The 18,758-nt window shown below is 32.8% G+C and carries 24 protein-coding genes; 18 read left to right on the top strand and 6 right to left on the bottom strand.

Annotated features, from left to right (window positions below; translation table 11 throughout):
* Window positions 1–296 precede the first annotated feature (296 nt).
* The gene (locus AC3WTI_RS13125; protein ID WP_087957579.1) at window positions 297–578 is read left to right on the top strand and encodes an LCI fold-containing protein; all 282 of its coding nucleotides are present in this window, start codon (window positions 297–299) and stop codon (window positions 576–578) included.
* Between the two features lie 298 nt (window positions 579–876).
* Here the strand turns inward: AC3WTI_RS13125 and AC3WTI_RS13120 are convergent, their stop codons facing one another.
* Window positions 877–1,092, bottom strand: coding sequence for a hypothetical protein (locus tag AC3WTI_RS13120; protein ID WP_137014997.1), 216 nt, complete (start codon window positions 1,090–1,092; stop codon window positions 877–879).
* Window positions 1,093–2,091: 999 nt separating this feature from the next.
* Between AC3WTI_RS13120 and AC3WTI_RS13115 the strand changes: the two genes are divergently transcribed.
* The 5 genes from AC3WTI_RS13115 to AC3WTI_RS13095 all read left to right on the top strand — a co-directional run bounded on the left by AC3WTI_RS13115 (window position 2,092) and on the right by AC3WTI_RS13095 (window position 6,610).
* Complete coding sequence (locus AC3WTI_RS13115) at window positions 2,092–3,828, top strand: S-layer homology domain-containing protein (RefSeq protein ID WP_087957581.1); 1,737 nt, start codon at window positions 2,092–2,094, stop codon at window positions 3,826–3,828.
* 142 nt (window positions 3,829–3,970) lie between these two features.
* Window positions 3,971–4,285, top strand: coding sequence for a PadR family transcriptional regulator (locus AC3WTI_RS13110; protein ID WP_001078074.1), 315 nt, complete (start codon window positions 3,971–3,973; stop codon window positions 4,283–4,285).
* A 13-nt stretch (window positions 4,286–4,298) separates the two neighbouring features.
* The gene (locus AC3WTI_RS13105; RefSeq protein WP_087957583.1) at window positions 4,299–4,910 is read left to right on the top strand and encodes a DUF2812 domain-containing protein; all 612 of its coding nucleotides are present in this window, start codon (window positions 4,299–4,301) and stop codon (window positions 4,908–4,910) included.
* Window positions 4,911–5,050: 140 nt separating this feature from the next.
* The gene (locus AC3WTI_RS13100) at window positions 5,051–5,212 is read left to right on the top strand and encodes a hypothetical protein (protein WP_179192326.1); all 162 of its coding nucleotides are present in this window, start codon (window positions 5,051–5,053) and stop codon (window positions 5,210–5,212) included.
* Between the two features lie 489 nt (window positions 5,213–5,701).
* Window positions 5,702–6,610, top strand: a complete 909-nt coding sequence (locus AC3WTI_RS13095) for an alpha/beta fold hydrolase (RefSeq protein WP_097840727.1) — start codon at window positions 5,702–5,704, stop codon at window positions 6,608–6,610.
* 170 nt (window positions 6,611–6,780) lie between these two features.
* On the opposite strand, the gene AC3WTI_RS13090 is transcribed toward AC3WTI_RS13095, so the two are convergent.
* Complete coding sequence (locus AC3WTI_RS13090; protein ID WP_087957585.1) at window positions 6,781–7,248, bottom strand: hypothetical protein; 468 nt, start codon at window positions 7,246–7,248, stop codon at window positions 6,781–6,783.
* Between the two features lie 192 nt (window positions 7,249–7,440).
* Between AC3WTI_RS13090 and AC3WTI_RS13085 the strand changes: the two genes are divergently transcribed.
* From AC3WTI_RS13085 to AC3WTI_RS13075, 3 genes are all read left to right on the top strand, one after another.
* Window positions 7,441–7,830, top strand: coding sequence for a YflT domain-containing protein (locus AC3WTI_RS13085; protein WP_087957586.1), 390 nt, complete (start codon window positions 7,441–7,443; stop codon window positions 7,828–7,830).
* A gap of 35 nt (window positions 7,831–7,865) precedes the next feature.
* On the top strand, window positions 7,866–8,066 hold the full coding sequence (locus AC3WTI_RS13080) for a CsbD family protein (protein ID WP_000004258.1): 201 nt from the start codon (window positions 7,866–7,868) through the stop codon (window positions 8,064–8,066).
* 75 nt (window positions 8,067–8,141) lie between these two features.
* Window positions 8,142–8,393: a GlsB/YeaQ/YmgE family stress response membrane protein gene (locus AC3WTI_RS13075; protein WP_000522903.1), complete on the top strand. Its 252-nt coding sequence runs from the start codon at window positions 8,142–8,144 to the stop codon at window positions 8,391–8,393.
* A gap of 180 nt (window positions 8,394–8,573) precedes the next feature.
* On the opposite strand, the gene AC3WTI_RS13070 is transcribed toward AC3WTI_RS13075, so the two are convergent.
* Complete coding sequence (locus AC3WTI_RS13070) at window positions 8,574–8,774, bottom strand: methyltransferase (protein ID WP_087957587.1); 201 nt, start codon at window positions 8,772–8,774, stop codon at window positions 8,574–8,576.
* Window positions 8,775–8,962: 188 nt separating this feature from the next.
* Between AC3WTI_RS13070 and AC3WTI_RS13065 the strand changes: the two genes are divergently transcribed.
* The 5 genes from AC3WTI_RS13065 (at window position 8,963) to AC3WTI_RS13045 (ending at window position 12,354) form a co-directional block, all read left to right on the top strand.
* Window positions 8,963–9,301, top strand: coding sequence for an STAS domain-containing protein (locus AC3WTI_RS13065; RefSeq protein WP_142286611.1), 339 nt, complete (start codon window positions 8,963–8,965; stop codon window positions 9,299–9,301).
* A gap of 6 nt (window positions 9,302–9,307) precedes the next feature.
* Complete coding sequence (gene rsbW / locus AC3WTI_RS13060) at window positions 9,308–9,790, top strand: anti-sigma B factor RsbW (protein WP_087957589.1); 483 nt, start codon at window positions 9,308–9,310, stop codon at window positions 9,788–9,790.
* Window positions 9,753–10,529 (top strand): RNA polymerase sigma factor SigB, encoded by a 777-nt coding sequence (gene sigB, locus AC3WTI_RS13055; protein ID WP_087957590.1) that lies wholly within the window; start codon window positions 9,753–9,755, stop codon window positions 10,527–10,529. The genes rsbW and sigB overlap by 38 nt, the downstream gene beginning before the upstream one ends.
* A gap of 68 nt (window positions 10,530–10,597) precedes the next feature.
* Complete coding sequence (locus AC3WTI_RS13050; RefSeq protein WP_061678679.1) at window positions 10,598–11,038, top strand: ferritin-like domain-containing protein; 441 nt, start codon at window positions 10,598–10,600, stop codon at window positions 11,036–11,038.
* Between the two features lie 173 nt (window positions 11,039–11,211).
* The gene (locus tag AC3WTI_RS13045) at window positions 11,212–12,354 is read left to right on the top strand and encodes a fused response regulator/phosphatase (RefSeq protein ID WP_087957591.1); all 1,143 of its coding nucleotides are present in this window, start codon (window positions 11,212–11,214) and stop codon (window positions 12,352–12,354) included.
* 38 nt (window positions 12,355–12,392) lie between these two features.
* Here AC3WTI_RS13045 and AC3WTI_RS13040 read toward each other — a convergent pair whose 3' ends face one another.
* From AC3WTI_RS13040 to AC3WTI_RS13030, 3 genes are all read right to left on the bottom strand, one after another.
* Window positions 12,393–13,250 (bottom strand): CheR family methyltransferase, encoded by an 858-nt coding sequence (locus tag AC3WTI_RS13040; protein WP_087957592.1) that lies wholly within the window; start codon window positions 13,248–13,250, stop codon window positions 12,393–12,395.
* A gap of 16 nt (window positions 13,251–13,266) precedes the next feature.
* Window positions 13,267–15,957: a response regulator gene (locus AC3WTI_RS13035; protein WP_253621513.1), complete on the bottom strand. Its 2,691-nt coding sequence runs from the start codon at window positions 15,955–15,957 to the stop codon at window positions 13,267–13,269.
* A 203-nt stretch (window positions 15,958–16,160) separates the two neighbouring features.
* Window positions 16,161–16,412, bottom strand: coding sequence for a hypothetical protein (locus tag AC3WTI_RS13030; protein ID WP_142286612.1), 252 nt, complete (start codon window positions 16,410–16,412; stop codon window positions 16,161–16,163).
* A 207-nt stretch (window positions 16,413–16,619) separates the two neighbouring features.
* Between AC3WTI_RS13030 and AC3WTI_RS13025 the strand changes: the two genes are divergently transcribed.
* The 4 genes from AC3WTI_RS13025 (at window position 16,620) to AC3WTI_RS13010 (ending at window position 18,117) form a co-directional block, all read left to right on the top strand.
* Window positions 16,620–16,757: a hypothetical protein gene (locus tag AC3WTI_RS13025; RefSeq protein WP_000359813.1), complete on the top strand. Its 138-nt coding sequence runs from the start codon at window positions 16,620–16,622 to the stop codon at window positions 16,755–16,757.
* Between the two features lie 39 nt (window positions 16,758–16,796).
* Window positions 16,797–17,327: a general stress protein gene (locus AC3WTI_RS13020; RefSeq protein ID WP_087957595.1), complete on the top strand. Its 531-nt coding sequence runs from the start codon at window positions 16,797–16,799 to the stop codon at window positions 17,325–17,327.
* 138 nt (window positions 17,328–17,465) lie between these two features.
* Window positions 17,466–17,669, top strand: coding sequence for a DUF4028 family protein (locus tag AC3WTI_RS13015; RefSeq protein WP_253621514.1), 204 nt, complete (start codon window positions 17,466–17,468; stop codon window positions 17,667–17,669).
* A gap of 136 nt (window positions 17,670–17,805) precedes the next feature.
* Window positions 17,806–18,117 carry a YbjQ family protein gene (locus AC3WTI_RS13010; RefSeq protein ID WP_087957597.1) on the top strand — a complete coding sequence of 104 codons (312 nt, stop codon included), beginning with the start codon at window positions 17,806–17,808 and terminating at the stop codon, window positions 18,115–18,117.
* Window positions 18,118–18,758 lie beyond the last annotated feature (641 nt).

Raw genomic sequence — 18,758 nt, 5'->3', positions numbered from 1 at the left:
TGAAAATAAAGAAAAGACGCCATTAGGCGCCTTCCTTTTAGGTAGATAAGACTTTAGTTTTCCAATCTAAAGAAATTTTGTATCAGCTCTTTGTGAGTATAGCATAATATCTGATTGATTTATTATGCATTGTTACATAATTTTTGACCCAACCTTTATTTTCTATTTGATAAAATAAAATCCCAATATTACCAAATTTTAAATAAATATTTCTACATATTCAAGATATTTACATAAAATGCAAAAGTGATACATTTAAGTTGTAAGTTATAAACACTATTAAAGGGGGATTTATTATGTTCAAGAAATTAGTAGTAGGGCTATTGGCAACTGGTATTGCATTAACAGGAGGAATTGGGGCAGCTTCAGCTGATACGCAAAAAGCTGTGAACTCTCCGAAACAAGCAAAATGCTCAATTCCTTATGAGTATTCTAATGGTAAATTCAAAAGAACTCTTTATTACTCAAATGGAGTATATGCTAATAGTTTTACTGAAAATGTTTGTGGCGGGACGATTACATGGTATTTAAAACATGTTCAAAATGGCGTTGCTTTTTATGAAGGCAATTTAAAATAGTAGATTTTTTGAACCTCATTTATTGAGGTTCTTTTAGTTTTTAAACTGTTTCTCCACAAAAAAGACACCCAAAGGTGCCTTCCTGCGACTTGAACCATCTTCATTTTAATAATGTGTACTGGAATCCCATCCAAATATTATTTTTCCACGTTAAATAACTATGTTCATTCTTTCTGTAAAAAAATAGGTTCTTACTATTACGTAAGAACCCATAAACAAAGAAAAAATCGTATGTGCCTCTATATTATTGTAATAAAATTAAATGAAACGCGATTTTAATACAAAGCGACATTGAAAGTTAGCAAGCAATACTTAAAAGAGTAAAAGCCGCAAATGCGTAAACTAATAAGCTACTAGTAGCAAGAAATTTTATAATTTCATTTGTAGAAATAATAGTTAAACATAATGCTATAGATGCACCTATAAAGAATTGGTACTTTGTATGTATATTTGTAAGATTAATTATTACAAGTACAGTTAAGAAAAGTGAAATGAAGTTAAAATATCTTTTCATTGTCATATTTCCTTTCAATATTTGATCTGTATTTATTATACTAGATTGTACCAGTAATAACATACTTTGTAATGAATCTTAATAGAAATCTCATTTTGCCATAAATAAAAAGGCGGTTGTTTCCGCAACCACCTTTCAGTAAAACAAAGCACTTTTTTAGAAATAAAATATGGATGATTTCTGAAAATGTTATAGGATATAATTCAATTTTTATAATTCAAGTGACGAGTTAAATTTATAAGAAAGGAATGACTACATTATATGAAAACTTATCTAACAAGGTTACATATAAAAGAGCAGCTAGCAATGGCTAACTGCTCAATACAAGGAGATACTGAGAAAACTAAATGAATGTTGGCATACAGCCTATCAACATTATGGACATAATATTGAGTTTTATTCGAAGGAATTCATTTTTTATAAATTAGATTATGATAGTCGGTAGTCTTTTATTAAATAGCCAACAGCACTGATTACTATAAGAATGAAAAGAATAAGTTCTAGTGTAACTGGCAGTTGATCTACCCTAACTGCATCAATTTGTTACATTATGATTATAAGATGTTTTTTTATAGTTAGTGGTGAAAAATTTAATAAAACTACCTCTATATGAAAAAAAGGTTCTGTTGTCTCCAACAGAACCTCTTCTAAAATGGCAAAGAGTAACTCTTACCTTACTCTTTGTTAATAATATTACAGGAGTGTTAATGAAAATCCAAGGCTCCTTATATTGAGAAATAAAGAAGAATTATTTTAAAGAACTTCAATATAGAATTAGAGATTACCATGAGGGGGGTATAACGAGTTACTACCTATAGATATTCATAAATAAAACAACATAATATTAATACGAAAAAATATAAAAATATGAGTTTTTGCATATTTCCAAAATTAGTGTACCCTTCAAAAAATTTTAATTGTATAATATGTTTTGTCATATTCTTTTAGATTTTTCGACAAAAAATAACATAAATAGAGAACGAATTGGGAGAAGGAATTATGTACACAAAACTATTAAAATCAATTACATCATTATCACTTATTGGTGGTGCTTTACTGTATACAAACGGCAGTGATGTGAGAGCTGCTGAGGCGGGTGTTTTTTCTGATGTGCCTACATCGCATTGGTCGTATCCAGCGATTAAAGATTTAGCGAGTAAAAATATTATTTCAGGTTATGGAAATGGAAAGTTTGGTTTCGGTGATGTTGCGACGAGAGAACAAGTTGCAGCTTTAATTTATCGTGTGTTAGTACCGAATAAGCAAGGTGGTACGTTTAGTAATGACAGTGCTCGTTACGTATTACAAGATGGATCTACTTTAAACAATCCGTATCGAGATATTCGCTCAGGTGCAACATTGTTTCCTGAAGAGGTTTTAACGTTAACGAAATTAGGGATTTTTAAAGGTGATGCAAACGGTGGATTTAGGCCGAAAGATTTTGTTAGCCGCGCAGAAATGGCGCAAATTCTTACAAACGCTTTCCAACTTTCTGCGAAACAAAAGCATACATTTAACGATGTTCCAAACGGTTTTTGGGGTGAAAATGCAATTAGTGCAGTGCAATCAAACGGCATTGCTTCTGGTACAGGTGAAGGGAAATTTGAGCCATATAGTACGGTAAAACGTGAACAATATGCGCAGTTTTTATATAATACTTTGAAATATAAAAAGCCTGAAGTTGCGGTGCAAGATACAGGAGATGCGGCATTATTAGCAGCATTCAAAGCTGAAGTGCAGAAGCGTATTAATACGTACGAAACGAATATTACACTTCCGTATAAAACGAAAAATAGTAATACAAAAGAAGTGATGAATACACTTTTCAACGCCTATAAAGAAGTGGCAAGTAAAAATGAGTATACAAATAATAATAGATCGAATGTTTCATATGGACTTTCTGGATCACCTGGAAATTATACGTTTACGTTAAAGATTACATACCGTGAAACGAAGGAACAAACGGAATATGTAATGAAGCAAGCAAAGGCAATTGTTTCTTCGATTACGCAAGTTGGAATGGATGATCACGAAAAAGTGAAGGCGATTCATGATTATGTCGTAAAACATGTTTCTTATGATACGTCTTATAAAGCTTATACAGCATATGAAGCACTTGTAAATCGTTCTGCGGTTTGCCAAGGTTACGCACTATTAACCTATCAATTATTAAAAGAAGCTGGAATTGAGAATCATTTTGTAGTAGGAACTGGAGACGGACAGCCTCATGCTTGGAACTTAGTGAAAATCGAAAACAAATGGTATCACCTTGATACAACATTCGACGATCCTGTGCCAGATGAACAGGGCCGCGTAACGTATTCTTATTTCAACTTATCTGATGAGCAAATCGCGAGAAATCATGAGTGGAACCGCGGGGACTATCCGCAAGCTACAACAAATTATTATAGTACATTAACAAATAAAATTGCGGCAGGTGGTACGAAAATTCCTGCATATCAGCAAATTCTAAAAGATACAAAGTTAAATTATTTAGGAAATGAATACATCGCAAATAACTATAATGAATTCAAAAATAAAATGCAGCAACGTTATAACGAAAAGTCACCAAAGATTGAAATCCTTTATAAACAATCAATGGATGGTGCATTGCAAGATGTGAAAAAAGTAATTGGAGAAATCGGTTATCCGCAAGGAGCAAACCGTGTTTCTTATAAAGCGGAGCCGTATAATGCAAAAGAAGGATATTCTTTAGTGACGATTACGTTTATGTAAAAAAGCAACCTAGATCCCATGTTGGATCTAGGTTGTTTTTTTATAACTTAATTTGACATATACAGTCCAACTGTATAAAATCAAACTATACAGTTGAACTATATAGTTTAGCTATATACTTATCGTTACATTGGAGGTCTTTATGAATAGAGATAAAAATTTACCATTAACGGAAACGACGTATTACGTTCTTTTAGCGTTATTAGAGCCAGCTCATGGATATTTAATTATGCAAAAGGTAGAGGAATTAAGTAATCAACAAGTAAAGATCGCAGCGGGTACATTGTATGGTGCGGTTGAAAATTTATTAAAACAAGGGTTAATTGAATCGGTAAAAAGTGAAGATAAACGAAGAAAAGTGTATGTCATTACGGAACGCGGGAAAGAAGTATTGCACTTAGACTTTATGAGAATGCAGCACATTATTGAGGTTACAAAAAGTTTATTACACGTATAGTTAGGGGGAAACGATGATGTGGAGATTGAAATTCTTTTTAGACTTTGAGAAAGAGGAAAAATGGTTAGAAGAGATGGCTTGGAAAGGCTATCAACTAGAAAGCAATACATTTGGTTATACATTTAGATATACAGAGCCGGAAGATGCGACGATTAGAATAGACCATAGAGTATTTACTAGAAAAAGTGAATTTATGAATTACCGCACGTTATTTGAAGATAGTGGCTGGGAGCATATAGCTGGTAATCGTTGGTCAGGTACGTACTATTTTAAAAAGGTAAATGAGGAAAGTGAAGATGACATTTTTTCAGATCAAATGTCACGAGCAGGGAAATATAAACGTCTATCTAAAACATTTTTAGAATTAGCGATCTGCTATTTGCCGATATTATTTCTATTTACGTTTAATGAAACGATTAATTTAGGAGCACTTGTAAATCCGAAAGAACTATACTTGACGCCAGGACTTTGGGATAAGCAAGGTGTATCATTTCTATGGTCATTCTTATTTGAAACGCCATTTGCATTAATGAGAGGACTTTTTTGGACGTTTATCCCTGTTGCGACATGTATGTTTTTCTTTTGCTCGTATAAAGCAAATCGGTTGTATGAAGAGAGAAGATGATAGGAGAAGTCCCCTTAAAGCGGATGCTTTGGGGGACTTTTTTAAAATTTATAAACAGAACATTTAGTAATAATTTACATTAAACCCATTTGTTTGTGTTTGAATGTGATATAATTTTGATAATAATATTCCTTAGGAGGATGATTATCATTCATATACTTTTAGGTATTATTGGAGCAATTGTTTTACTTGCTTTCGTTACCCATCCAGGCGTCCCAGACAAACGTGTCCCTCTAAAAAATAAACTTGCAGTAATCCTTCCATTGATTGTTATATCCGGGTTAATTTCATTGTATATATAATTTGGAAAAGTACGTAACTTAATTTAGTAAAAACCTCACTAGAACTACCACTATGGCTTCTTCTTCACGATAATTACGTGCTAATTCCTTTTTCTTCTGCTTCCTACGTAATATATAAGATAGACAGTATAAATTTTATTGGCATGTTACACCGGCTTAGCATGTGTTTTTCCCTTTCATTAATAGCTTGTTCTCTTGTTACTCGCTGCATGGATTACAAAAAAATCTAATACAGAAGACCAGCCTAAATAAACTATTGTATTTCTCAATAAACAAAACAATTTAATGTGGTAAAATAATAGTTGGATGGGAGTCCAATACATATTATTAAAATTAAGATGGTTCAAGTCGGAAGAAGGCACCTTAGGGTGTCTTTTTCTTTTTTTCAAAATGACAGTTTTGGCTTAAAGAAGATAAATTTTCAATGGATGATTCCCATGAATATATAAATAAAGTTCATCTATATATTTGTAGAAAGGAGGAATTCAAATGAAGAGAGATGATAATAAGATCGGTCACTTTATATCTGAAAAAGGAAAAGAAGATTTTCAAATTGCCTATGATGAATCAATGGCACTTCTTCCAGTACCTAACGATATGAAAGATATAGAAACTACATATGGCACAATTCGTACGTATTACTTTACTAAAGAGGAAAATAAACAGAAGGAACCAATGCTCTTACTTCCTGGACGGGGTGCATCTACTCCAATGTGGGTACCGAATTTAGAAGGGGTAAGGGAGAAAAGGCCTGTTTACACAATCGATTCACTCGGTGAACCTGGAATGAGTGTGCAAACGAAGGTGATTGAAAATCAAAAACAACAAGCAGAATGGTTGAATGAAGTAATTGAAGGGTTAGGTTTAGAAAGAGTTCATATCGTGGGTGTCTCTATTGGAGGTTGGACAGCAATGAATTTGGCTAGATATAATCCTGAGCGTATTGCTACGGCTAGTTTATTGGATCCAGTCTTTGTATTTGCGCAAATCTCAATAAAGATGATTCTAGCATCTATTCCAGCTTCCGTTCCTATTGTGCCTAAGTTCATAAGAGAAAAAATGTTAAGTTATGTTTCTGGAGGAGCAGAAATAAATGACGATGAACCTATTGCTAAATTAATCGAGTCGGGCATGCGTAACTATAAATTGAAAACGCCAGCGCCTGATTTATTTAGTAAAGAAGACTTAAAAAATATCCATGTTCCAGTGCTTGCCTTAATGGCTGAAAAAAGTACAATGCACAATTCAGTAAAAGCAGTTGAAACTGGAAAAAAGTACGTTAAAGATATAGATATAGTGAACTGGAAAAATGCATCTCACGCCATCAACGGTGAGTTCTCTAACGAAGTGAATGCTAGAATTCTTGATTTTGTAGAAAAACATTCTACTGATAACTAGGTTGAAAGTGGAAAATATGTTGTAATAACAACTTTATCTATTTTCATGGATATGTATAATTACATAAAAATTCAGTGAAAAAGAGAGTATACTTTCTTATTGTGTAATAAAGATAAGGCCCACCTACGGAAATAGGTGGGTCTTTTTAATGTATAAAGAAAAGACATCTTTTAAGATGTCTTCTTAAAGAAATCCTTCATCATTTTCGCATCTTTAATATTCACTGTCACACCTTCAATCTTATCTTTCTTCTCATCTTTCGCAATCGTAATTTGCTCTTTATTATCAACCCACACAAGAAACTCTTCTTTTGCGTCATCTTTATATGTAACGGTTATAGTAGAATGTGCAGATTCTCGCTTTTTTTGATCAAGTGTAATTGTTTTAGGATTGCCTTTTTGAACTGCTGAAACGATAGAGTTTATCATTTCTTCGTTGTCTGTTTGAGATTTTGAAATGTTGTTATTTATTGTGCTAAGTATTTCAATATGTGTAATATTTGCAGAGTTTAATTGAAAGGTAGTCTGTGTCTGTTCTTGCTTAGCTTGTGGAGCTTTGTCTGTAGCTGAGGTACTTGCACAGCCTATTAAAGTGAAAGATAGAGCGGTTAGAGTGCATATAGATATGGTTTTTTTCATAGTATCCCTCCTTACTTTTAATTATAATAATTTTCTGTTAATTTAGGTAGTTATTGTAAGTAGATTTATTCTACTAGTTTTGGGATAGATAAAATTCACATAACTTTTTTCATATTTTATGTTTAACATTTCGAAAATGGGTGTACTACATATAATATAACAAATAATTCATTTTAAAGGAGGAAGTTAAAGATGGAAACGAAGTATAGTAAACCTTTTGTATATGAATTTATTACGGAGAAAGAGGTCATGAATGCGGCGAATGATCTAGTGAAGAAAGGGATAGACCAAAAAGATATTTACGTATTAACACATGAGAAAGAAAGGACAGATAGAATCGCAGACAATGCAGACGTGAATACAATTGGAATAAAAGAGGAGGGACTTGGGACAAGCATTATTAACGTCTTTCAAAAAACGGGAGATCAGTTAAGAAATAAGATGCAAGAGTTAGGACTTAATGAGGAAGAAGCTGACTTTTATGAAGAAAAGCTGGATGAAGGAAAAATCTTGTTATTCGTTAAGGATTTAGAAAGAGTCGGTGAATGGTTACAAGAAAGAAGATGCACGTATACTCTATAAATCTATAAATCTATTACGAAAAGGAGATGGGAAATATGAGTGAGAGCGGGCTAAAAGAACAAATTACGGGTAAAGTTGAAAAGAAAAAAGGACAAATAAAAGAAGGAATTGGTGAAGTTACAGAGGACAGAGAGTTGAAAAATGAAGGGAAGTGGGAGAAGACAAAAGGAACTATAAAAGAAAAAGTCGGAAAAGTGAAACAAAAGATAAGTGATGAATTGGATCATAAAGAATAATACATGTTCATCAAGCTTTGGTTACATACCAAAGCTTGATGAATCCAATATAAAAATAATATAGGAGGTTTAATTATGGGACTTATTATTACGTGTATTGTAGGTGGACTTATTGGTGCGTTAGCCGGAATGATTACAGGAAAAGACTTTCCTTTAGGTATAGTTGGTAACGTTATTGCCGGATTAATCGGATCTTGGGTAGGTAGTGCGCTATTTGGTCATTGGGGTCCTGAATGGGGAGGCATTTTCGTTCTTCCAGCGTTATTAGGTGCAATCGTCTTTATTTTAATCGTTACATTCTTTTCTAGAATGCTGCGGAAGGCGTAAGTATGATAATGAATAGTAATCTTAAGTTTATTATATATAGCTATAAAGTGAATGAACTGATAAATATACATAAAAAAGCATCCAATTAATCTAATTTGGATGCTTTTTTCATGTAATCTGCATAGAAATGAGTGGAGGATGAAGACCCCCACTCATTAACAGTAAACTTTCTATTATGTATTAAACCATCGTTACTTTTTCACAATTATTTATTCTTACGACCTGCCTTGGTTCTATATGAGATAAGTCCTCATCATTACCTATATCAACTACAATTGTATTACTTAGTATGTTAATAATGGAACCAACTAATTTTGTAGCATGATCGTGTCGATAAGAAAATTGAACGAAATCTCCCTTTTTAAAATTGTGCTCTTCCATAGATAGATCCCCCTAAAAATAATGTTTATACATTATACATACACAAATTTATAAGGTTTAAACATTATTTTTAGGCATGAAGCTGGGAAAGGTGTAGAAAATTTATTTATAATTAAAATTAAAAAATATGTTTAAAACTCATTTTTATGGGTAATTACATAGTAATAGTTTGAGATAAGGGGGCGGAAATGATGAATTTGGCAGTAAATATTTTGCAAAATGATGTAGGTTATACGGTACAACTTAATGGTGAGATTGATGCGTATACAGCATCAGATTTAAAAAATAAGGTAATGCCTATTGCAAGCGAAAAAGAGGTTCATATTGTAGTAGATTTTACTGAGGTAGAGTATATGGATAGTACAGGTTTAGGCGTGTTTATAGCTCTATTAAAAGCAAGTAAGAAAAATGATGGCAAACTAGAATTTATTGGTGTATCTAAAAGGTTAAAAAGATTATTTGATATTACAGGGTTAACAGAAATATTAAATTTGAATGCTGATTTTGAAAAAGTAGAAAGAAGGTGACTAGGGATGATGGAGAGATTTGAAAAGATAGAAATGAAAATTCCTGCAAAGGCAGAATATGTGGCTATTATTCGTTTAACAATGGCTGGTGTTGCGAATCGAATGGGCTTTGCTTATGACGATATAGAAGATATGAAAATTGCGATTAGTGAAGCATGTACAAACATTGTACAACATGCATATAAAGAAGACGTTGGAGAAATTGCAATTGTCTTTGGGCTATATGAAGATCGATTAGAAATTATGGTTGCTGATAATGGGATTAGCTTTGATTTTAGCACTTTAAAAGAGAAAGTTGGTCCGTACGATATTAGTAAACCAGTAGAACATTTGCCGGAAAATGGTTTAGGTTTATATTTAATCAATACGTTAATGGATGATATACAAATTATGCATGATGAGGGCATGACAGTTTTAATGACAAAATATATACAAAGAGAGCAGGTGGAGAATGATGGAAATCCAATCTCAACCTACAAATCTTGCTAAAGAAGACGTTATTAAACTAATTGCAGACTTTCAACAAACCCAATGTGATGAAGCACAGGAAAGGTTGGTTCATCACTATAAAAACCTCGTACATTCCATTTCGTATCGTTACTCAAAAGGTGGACCGATGCATGAGGATATTATACAAGTAGGGATGTTAGGGCTCTTAGGCGCAATAAGAAGGTATGATTATTCGATAGGAAATGCTTTTGAGCCGTTTGCAATACCTACGATAGTAGGGGAAATAAAGAAGTATTTACGTGATAAAACTTGGGGTATTCATGTTCCAAGGCGAATTAAAGATTTAGGCGGGAAGATTAAACTTGCGATAGAGGAGCTAACAGATCAACTGCAACGTTCACCGAAGATTATCGAGATTGCGGATCATTTAGGACTATCCGAAGAGGAAGTGCTAGAAATTATGGATGCGAAAAATAATTATAGAGTATCTTCCTTAGATGATGTAGTTGAAAATTCATCTGATGGCAGTTCGGTAGCGAGAATTGAATCTGTAGGTGAAGTAGAGCAAGGATATGAAGAGACAGAAAGGCGCCTCGTTTTAAAGGATATTTTTAACGTATTAAATGAGACGGAAAAGAGTGTTATTCATTATATATTTGAAGAAAATTTAAATCAAAAAGATACAGGGGAACGGTTAGGTATTTCACAAATGCACGTTTCTCGTATTAAAAGACAAGCGATAAGTAAATTGAAGCAAGCAGCGTTTTTAGATACATAAAAATTTTAAATAATGATGTTTAAAACATGAGAAAAGGGGTAGTTATTAAGTATAGGAGGAGATATTAAATGTCACACGATGTGAAAGAACTAATCGAAGGATTGAATGAAGATTTAGCAGGAGAATACTCAGCAATTATTATGTATAACCATAATGCAGCTACGGTTTCTGGTATATATAGACAAGTGTTAAAACCTTTCTTTGAATCTGAAATTAGTGATGAACAAGGACATGCCCTATATTTAGCGGAGAAAATTAAGACGTTAGGTGGTACACCTACTACGATCCCTTTACCAGTGAAACAAGTAGAAGATGTTAGAGAAATGTTAGAAGAAGCTAGGCAATCAGAATATGAAACAATTAAGCGTTATGAAACGAGAAAAGAACAGGCCGCGAAATTAAATATGACAGAGTTAGTTGTAAAGTTAGAAGATATGATTGCAGATGAAACAAATCATATGGAAGAGTTAGATCGTCTTTTAAGTGATAAAGCAATGGTGTTAAATTAAAAGTGGAAATTTATAGAGTGAAAGAACAAACTCTCATTTCTGGGGGGTTTGTTCTTTTGCTGTATAAATATGTTTGAGTAGGAAATTTTCATTTTATAACTGAGTATGCAATACTAGATAAATAGAAAATGATAACAGATTTACATTTTAAATAAGAAAAGGGGAAATAACTTGTGTCCATTTTAATTGTAGATGATAATCCGGTTAACATCTTTGTAATTGAAAAGATTTTAAAACAAGCCGGATATCAGGATCTTGTATCGCTTAATTCTGCACAAGAGCTTTTCGAATACATACAGTTTGGAAAAGATTCTTCCAGGCATAATGAAATTGATTTAATACTATTAGATATTATGATGCCTGAAATTGATGGACTTGAAGTTTGTAGGCGATTACAAAACGAGGAGAAGTTTAAAGATATTCCTATTATTTTTGTAACAGCTTTAGAAGATGCGAATAAATTAGCTGAAGCGCTTGATATAGGCGCGATGGATTATATTACGAAACCTATAAATAAAGTTGAATTGTTAGCGCGTATGCGTGTAGCATTACGCTTGAAATCGGAATTAAATTGGCATAAAGAACAAGAAGAAAAACTTCGTAATGAATTAGATCTAGCAACGCAAGTACAAAGAAACTTATTAAGTAGCCCATTAAGAGAAGATCATATAAAAATTGAAGCAAGTTACTTACCTTCATTTAAATTAGCTGGAGATATGTATTATTGGTATAAAATCGATGAAAACCGCTACGGTATTATATTATTAGACGTGATGGGACATGGTATATCTGCTTCATTAGTTTGTATGTTTATTTCGTCTGTATTACGTGAAACGATTAAATCTTTAATCGATCCAGAACTTGTCATTAAAGACTTAAATAAATATATGACTCTTTTACATAATGAGAATGACGATATTCCATATTATTTTACAGCAATATATTTAGTAGTAGATACAGAAAAGAGAACGATTGAATATGTAAATGCAGGGCATCCTTCTGGATACGTTTTAGTTGATGAAACAAATATGGTTGAACTAAATCGCGGGAGTTGTGCGGTAGGATTTTTTGATGAAATAAAAGTTGAAAAGACAGTTATACCTTTTGAGAAGAACGCTCAAATCGTATTGTTTACAGATGGTGTTCTTGAGGCAATTGCAGATGATGAATTTGAGTCTGAAGAGAAATTACGTGCTTTTACAGAAAGAACATGGGGAGATTTAGAAGAAGAGATAGAAGGGTTTTACAAGGAAGAACAGAAGAAAGCACAATCAGATGATATGTGCCTCATTATGATACAAACGAATGCCAAATAAAAAGCGTATGAAATCCAAACAGAGGATTTCATACGCTTTTATTGTATTTTTTGATAGATTTGTTCATTCGGATTAAATTGGATATAATGCGGCATTATATTTGAAAAACGGAGAGTTTCTTTATTTCCTAAACATAGGAACCCGTTGTGACCTAAACTTTCATAAAATAGTTGCTGTACTTGGTTTTGAAGTTGACTCGTAAAGTAAATTAAAACGTTACGGCAAAGTATAATATGAAATTCGTTAAAAGATTGGTCAGTTACTAAATTATGCTGCGCAAAAATAATGTTTTGTAAAAGGGACGGATTAAAATAAGCAAAACGATTATCTGTTGAATAATAGTTAGAAAATGCTTGTGTACCGCCAGCTTGTAAATAGTTTTTCGTATAAGTTTGCATTTTATTTAACGGAAGGATACCCTGTTTTGCTTTTTCTAGCACATTTGTATTCATATCTGTTGCGTAAATAACAGCTTTTTCACTTAATCCTTCTTCATGAAGTAAGATGGACATGGATAATACTTCTTCACCAGTTGCGCATCCAGCATGCCAAATTCTAATTTCAGGATACTTTTTTAATTCCGGAATGACATGCTCTCTTAGCGCTTTAAAAAAGTTAGGGTTACGGAACATTTCAGTTACATTAATAGAGAAATCATTTAATACCTGTTCTAAAACCCCTTCCTCATGAATTATTTTTTCAATTAATTTTGAAATGGTAGGGATGTTAGAGAGCTGCATTCTATTACAAATTCTTCTATAAATAGATGTGCGAGCATATTGGCGAAAATCAAATCCTGATAGTTTAAATACCGCTTCCAATAGTAATTCAATTTCTAAGTTTGTGCGCTGATCCGTATCTACCGAAGGGTCAAAGTTATAATACTTATTTTCCACTTAAACTAAACCTCACTTATTTTATTAACCATACACTCATTACCGAATAGAGTTGATGTAAATTTAATGGTTTACTTATATAATCTGAAGCGCCAGCAGATAAACATTTTTCCTTATCATTTGGCATCGCTTTAGCAGTTAATGCGATAATAGGTATTTCATGTAACCCTAAGTTCATTCGGATATGTTCCATCGTTTCATAACCATCCATATTCGGCATCATAATATCCATTAAAATAAGGTCAATATTTGCATTGTTTTTTAGTATTTCTAAACACTCTATGCCGTTTTGTGCAGTAATAATGTTGGCATGTTGTTTTTTTAATGCATTTTGTAATGCAAATATATTTCGATGATCATCATCAACAATTAAAATGGTTTTCTCTTGGAAGACGTTATTTGTTTCTGGCGTCACGATAGTTTCCTCAACAACTTCATCAGGAACAACGTCTTCTATCGTTGCTGCGACTTCTAGGTGGGCTACTTGCATATCAGTTAACCCATTTGGAAGGTTAGGGATATATACGGTAAAGGTACTGCCTTCGCCTATATTGCTCTCCAACGTAATCCAACCACCTAACAATCTAGCAAACTCTTTACAAATAGATAATCCTAAGCCTGTACCACCATATTTACGAATCGTTGCGCCATCTGCCTGTTGGAAGGCTTCAAAAATGAGTTGATGCTGTTCTTTAGCGATACCAATGCCGGTATCTTTTACCGAAATTGTCATCCAGTTTTTACTTATAGACTGCATATCATGACTTAAATTACTTGTTTCTATTGAATCGAAATGTAAAGAAACGGAGCCTTTTTCCGTAAATTTAAATGCATTGGATAATAAGTTTTTAATAATTTGTTCAATCCGTTTTGCATCTGTATAAAACAGATCAGGAATCGTATCACTGTCTTCAATCGTAAATTCAACGTTTTTTTGTGCAGCTATATGTAAAAAGTTTTGATGCATATTTGCTGCCATGTCACTTATATTTGTTGCTTCGAAAATCACATCTAGTTTCCCAGCTTCTACTTTCGATAAATCTAGTATGTCATTAATTAAAGTAAGTAAATCTTTCCCTGATGAATGAATGACGGTTGCTAATTCAATTTCATCATCGGATAAATGATTGTCATGATTTTCTTTCAACATTTCAGATAATAGTAAAATACTATTTAACGGTGTGCGTAATTCATGAGACATATTTGCTAGAAATTCTGATTTGTATTTTGAGCTACGTAATAACTCACTTGCTTTTTCTTCTAATTCTGATTTAGTAATTTGTAAGTCAGCTGTCTTTTGCTCCGCCTCTTCCGTTCTAGACTCTAATTGTTCATTTGTAGTTCTTAATTCTTCGGCTTGCATTTGTAGTTCCTCAGCTTGCGTTTGCAATTCTTCTGATTGAACTTGCAGCTCTTCTGTCATTGCTTGTGATTCATGTAAAAGGGTTTGAATTCGCATACGTCCCATAATACTATGGATTGTTAAACCAAGGTTATCAACGGTTTGTTGAATTAAATCTTGATGTAAGTCTGAAATCTCAGTTACACTTACTAACTCCATGACTGCGATTACTTCATCCTCAAATAAGATAGGGATGACTAGTAGGTTTTTAGGGCGTATTTCTAATAATCCAGTAGTAACGTAACGAAACTCTTCAGGTATGTCCCTGAGAATAAAACTTTTCTTTTCTAAAGCAGACTGTCCAATGAAACCTTCACCCATTTTAATGGATTGTTTCCCAACATCAGAGCCTTGATCTGCGAAAGAAGCTTTCTTCACATAGTAGACCGTGTCTTCAATCTCTTCACGAACATAAAATGCACCGCAAGAAGTTTGCGTTTTTTGTATAATACCACTAAGAATTTTGTTACCTAACATTTCAATAGAAGATACACCTTGATACTTTAAAATTAACTCTGCAAGCTCAGTTTGCAACCACTCTCTTTTCGATATTTCGTCTAGTAAATGGTTCGTTGTATGAGCCAAATCTTTTATTTCATCATGGCTGTTCACATGAATTCTTTCCGTAATTTTTTCTTTAGAAGAAATGGATTTAATAGCTTGAATTACATTTTTAATCGTTTTTGTAATGGAATTTGAAATATAGAGTGAAATGATAATGGAAATACAAGAAAGTAAGAACAATAAACTGTATAACCAAATCTCTAATTTATTATTTTCAGTATCTAATTGTGCAGCTCTTTTTTTCGTTAGTTGTTCCTCTACACTACGGAAGTTCGTTAGCTGCGATTGTAATGACTGAATTTGAGTCGTGTCGATTGCTTGTACGTTATTACTATTGTGATTTGTAATGAATGGGTGAATCTCTTTATTAATCCAACTAGTAATGTTTTCATTAATCTGTTTTAACTTTTCTTGCTGAGAGGGGTTATCCTCTAATAGAGTTAAAAGATCTTGATAATGTTTTTCGTAATCCTTTTCCGCAGCGTTAAGGGATTGAACGTAATTTGCATCATTAGAAGTGATAAATCCTTTCGCTTTATTTTCAATTGTGAGTAAATCTTTCTCCACTTGATTCGTTAAATTAAGAACTTTAAAATCGTGCTCAATAATAAAATTACGAGATTTTTGTAAACTGGAAATCTCATTGTTTAGCATAATGAAAGAAATAAGTAAGAACAAAATGATAACTAAATAACCAGCCATAATTTTGTAACGAATACTAAATTTTGCTTTCGAGTTCATTAAAAATTCCTACCTTCAAGGTTATTAAAAGTTTTCGATCGTAAAGAATGAAAACGTAATATATATTATATCAGTTTTCGTAACGCCAAACTAGAAATCCCCCTATTGTATTAGGGGGTTCGTTTTTCATAGAGGAAATCATTTTGAAATATAAAACTATATATGAAAAGTAACAATCGAGGGAATAGGGGGGCATAAAACTTTTAAGAAGGAAAGAGTGTTCTCAAAGCTCTTTTTGCATCTATTCCTTCAAAGATAAATAATACAAGTTCTCTTTTTTTGATAGTAAGGAAAAATGAAACTAATGTACTTAAGTTTTTAATAGAAGTAAGTGTTCCATGTTTACTTATAAATACATTCGTTTGAAATGTTGTCATTAAAGCATAAAAATGATGAATCTGCGTTATTGTAGGTGTTTCATTATAAAGAATAGTAGTAGATTGAATGGCATTCATCGCAATATTCCTTTCCATATAGTAAGCATAACAATATAAACGTACCCGTTTTAAAAAATGTTAAACATATAAAATTAAAAAATATAATTATAGTTTTTTACGTTTAGAAAGGGAGGGGAAGGGTATACATATACCATAAAGAGATTGACCGAAGATGAATTGTAAGGTTCTATACTTTTACTTTAAATAAAAAGGAGACTGTTACATATGGATAAAATGATAACGGATATTACATTTGATTTCATTTACTTGTTAAGTAGTTCTCTTGTAATTCTTTTATTATTGGCGTTTTTCGTAAATGGTTATGTGAATAAAAAAATTAGTGTATATAAAAACGAAGAGTAATAAAGATAAATGATATAAAAAATTAGGAGGTTGCTAGTTATGAATGTAGATAGAAAAATAGTAGGTGTTTTTAGAACAATTGATGATGCAGCACTCGTTATTAATGAATTAAAAGATAAAGGATATGCGGCTAATAACATTTCAGCTATTGCGAAGGATCAAGAGGAAATTGAACACCTGGAAGAAAAATCGGGTGAAAAAGTGAATCATGAAACTGCACATAAAGCGGATATCTTTTCAGCGACAGGGCTTGTAGCTGGAGGAGTAGCAGGTGGACTCGGTGGTTTATTAACAGGTCTTGGTGTACTTGCCGTATCTGGACTGGGCCCAATTGTAGCAGCGGGACCTATCGCAGCAGCTATTGGCGGAGCCGGTATTGGCGGAGGAGCTGGAAGTTTAATAGGAGCTTTTATCGGATTAGGCATTCCTGAAGAACATGCTAAGAAATATGAAGAATACATTCACGATGGAAATATATTAATTTTAGTAGATGCAACATTAGATGATAAGTTAGAAATTTATAAAATATTTGATAAGCACAATGCGTATAACTCTGATTTCTATAAATAATATGTACTTCGTATATTAAATATAGTGAATATCGTTTTTTGATCTTACAACTTTGGCGCGACCGAGGAGTCGTATGACTATAAGAGAGGAAGGGCTTATAGTAAAAGATCAAGTTTAAGAGAGAAGGGGTGTCTTGTCGTGATTGTAAAAATATTAAAGGATAGTAGTAACAGTTTCCTTTGTACAGTTCAAAATAAAAATGGAGAGAAGTATGTGAAGAAATGGTTTCATAAAAAGGGAAACAAGGAAGAATTAGGGCGACCAACGTTTAAAGAAGTAGAAAAGGATTGGAAAGAAAATAGAGAATCGTTTATGTACCCGAATATTAAAGCGCTTTATTAAACAGAATAGGCATTATATTCTTACAAAATTGTCACACTCCTGTAAGGTAATTCAATAGATTAGTTACTTGTTCCATGTCATAATAAAGACATAAGAAAGCTTATTCAAACTACAACTTATTAGGAGAGTGTCAGTCATGATTGTAACAACAACGTCTGGAATTCAAGGTAAAGAAATTATTGAGTATATCGATATTGTAAATGGTGAAGCTATTATGGGTGCAAACATTGTCCGCGATTTATTCGCTTCTGTTCGTGATGTTGTCGGTGGTCGTGCTGGTTCTTACGAAAGCAAACTAAAAGAAGCTCGTGATATCGCAATGGATGAAATGAAAGAACTTGCAAGACAAAAAGGTGCGAACGCTATCGTTGGCGTCGACGTAGATTATGAAGTTGTTCGTGATGGAATGTTAATGGTTGCTGTAAGTGGTACAGCTGTACGTATATAAGTAAATAAAAAAACAGGCTCACCCCTTGAAGTTTATGCTTTGAGGGGATTTTTTTGTTTCATGACTAACGTTGAAAAGAAACTATAATTACATATGTTTAAAGTGGGCACAACCTTATTGTAAAAAATGCTAGGATTGCTCCTAGCATTTTGTGAGGGGTATTGTATGGGAATTTAAAATAAGCTGACACACTTGCTTATCTCAAATGTAGTATATATTGTTTTCAAAGGGAAAAGTAAGAAATACAACAATCTTTATATATGTTTAACGAAGGTGTTAACTTTGTGACAAATAATAAAATTGTTATTTGAGGTAAGGAGAGAAATAATGGTATGAATAGGTTTAGAGGGTGTATAGTTGATAGAAATAAACGATTGAGCATGTAAAGCGTTGTACTACATAAAATTTATAATGAATGGAGGCGATTACATTATGTTTTGGTTAGGGTGTTTTTTAGGCTACATTGTAGGTTCAGTTATTACATGTGCGCTACTTTACTATGGGTATAGATCTAGTGAAAATAAAAAAGCGGATATACGAGAGAGGGAGGAGAGGAAAATCAATAAAAAAGGTGTATAGGATGTGAAAGGTAAGGTGATAGTGTTGATGCAAAAATAAAGGACAGTACATAGTTTATATGA

The sequence above is a fragment of the Bacillus sp. EB106-02-03-XG38 genome (genome assembly GCF_058792175.1).
This window is presented reverse-complemented; position numbering and strand designations above follow the sequence as displayed.